This window comes from Bradyrhizobium sp. SHOUNA76, from assembly GCF_023006445.1.
GTDB lineage: Bacteria > Pseudomonadota > Alphaproteobacteria > Rhizobiales > Xanthobacteraceae > Bradyrhizobium.
Genome location: NZ_JALBHA010000773.1, coordinates 1 through 2,049 on the forward strand (window position 1 = coordinate 1; position 2,049 = coordinate 2,049).

Here is a 2,049-nt window from a genome sequence, read left to right on the forward strand (position 1 = left end):
AGCGGATCGCGCACGTCGATCGTGCCGCCCTGCTCGTCTGTTGCGGTGACGTAGCGCATCCAGCCGGCCACCGCGAGCGCATGGGTGGCGATCGGTAAATCCTTGCGCAGGCGATCCTGCATCGCGCCGAGCAGGCGCTGCGGCAGCTTTTGCGAGCCGTCCATCGCGATCTGCCAGGTGCGGTGATGCAGCGCCGGATTGGCGAACCGCTTCAGCAGCGAGGCGCGATAGGCGGCAAGGTCGGTGCCGTCAGGCATGGTCAGGGTCACCGCGGCGTCCTCCATCACCTGCGCGGCGAGGCGCGCGAAGTGGGGATCCTGCATGGTGTCGGCGATGGTCTCATAGCCCGAGAGATAGCCGAGATAGGCCAGCGCCGAATGGCTGGCGTTGAGCAGCCGCAGCTTCATCAGCTCGAACGGCTTGACGTCGCTGACGAGCTCGACGCCGGCTGCGGCGAGATCGGGCCGGCCCGCCGTGAAGCGGTCCTCGACCACCCATTGCGTAAAAGGCTCGGTCATTACGGGCCAGGCGTCGCGCATGCCGAGCGCGGATGAGACCGCATCGCGGTCGCTATCCGTCGTCTCCGGCACGATACGGTCGACCATGGTGGAGGGGAAGGCGGCATTGCCTGCGATCCACTTGCCGAGATCCTTCGACCGCAGCGCGGCGAACTGCGTCACGATCCGCTGCACGGTGTGGCCGTTGGCGGCGAGGTTGTCGCAGCACAGTACGGTGAAGGGGGAAAGTCCTTGCGCCCGACGTCGCGCCAGCGCGGCAACGATGAAGCCGGGCGCCGAGCGTGGCGCGCCAAAATTGTTGAGGTCGTGCACCACATCAGGATGCCGCTCGTCGAGATCGCCGGTCTGCGGGGTGTGGCAATAGCCCTTCTCGGTGACCGTGAGCGAGACGATGCGAATGGCGGGATCGGCCATCCGCTCGACCAGGGCCGCCGGGTTTTCGCGTGCGACGACGCTGTCGAGCAGCGCGCCGATGACACGGTGCTCGGTGCCTTCGGCGGCACGTGTGGCGACCGTGTAGAGATGATCCTGCGGGGCGAGGGCGTCGCGCGTATCCGGGCTGCGCAGGCTGGCGCCGATGATGCCCCATGACGTCGCCCCGGCGGCGAGGCAATCGTCAACGATGACGGCCTGATGCGCGCGATGAAAGGCTCCCAAGCCGAGGTGCACGATGCCGGGCGTGGTGCGCGAACGGTCGTAGGCCGGACGGCGGATGCCGGCCGGCAGCCGGTCGAGATTGGCGCGGCCAAGGCGCGTTGAACCTGGGCGCATGGACGTCTCCCCGTTGCTTTGCCGCTGCTTGACATGGCGCCCGTATCAGGTCAATGCTTCGGTCAATTGGTAAGACCAATTTTCCAAAATTGGCGGGCCGCGGGCTGAAATGCCCCGCGCGACCCTTTCAGGGAGGCCAGCGTGCCGCTGGAAGCTGTGGAGGCGAGACGGCTTTATCGCCAGGTCGCCGATCAATTGCGAAGCCTGATCGACAGCGGTGAGTACGCGGTCGGCAGCCGCTTGCCGACCGAGCGCGAGCTCGCCGAACAGCTCAAGGTCTCCAGGCCGACGGTGCGCGAAGCCCTGATCGCGCTCGAGGTCGAGGGTCGCCTGCGCATCCGCGTCGGTTCCGGCATCTATGTGATCGAGCCCGCTTCCGTTGCTGCGCCCGCGCCAGCTTCCGTCATCGAAGGCCCGTTCGAACTGCTGCGCGCCCGTGAATTCCTCGAAAGCGCGATCGCCGAAGAGGCCGCGCGCGTCGCGACCAAGGACGACATCGCCCGCATCGACGCCTCGCTTCTGGCGATGGAGAAGGTCGAGCATCCCGGCGAAGCTTCGATGGTTCACGACCGCGCGTTCCACGTCGCGATCGCCGGCAGCCTTGGCAATGCCGTCCTGGTGCGCGTGGTCGGCGAGCTGTTCGACCAGCGTCTCAATCCCTATTTCGCGCAGCTTGCGCATTATTTCGAGAGCCCGGGCACCTGGCGCACCGCGCTCGACGAGCATCGCGCCGTGCGCGAGGCGATCGCGGCGCACGATC

The 2,049-nt window shown here is 67.2% G+C and carries 2 protein-coding genes; one reads left to right on the forward strand and one right to left on the reverse strand.

Features of this window, described 5'->3' with window-relative positions; translation table 11 throughout:
- Positions 1-1,289 (reverse strand): mannitol dehydrogenase family protein (locus MOV74_RS36905; protein ID WP_246932296.1); only part of this gene is annotated, 1,289 nt, incomplete at its 3' end.
- A gap of 141 nt (positions 1,290-1,430) precedes the next feature.
- On the opposite strand from MOV74_RS36905, the gene MOV74_RS36910 reads away from it, so the two are divergent.
- Positions 1,431-2,049, forward strand: a 619-nt coding sequence (locus tag MOV74_RS36910) for a FadR/GntR family transcriptional regulator (protein WP_246932298.1), incomplete at its 3' end; no start/stop codon positions are given.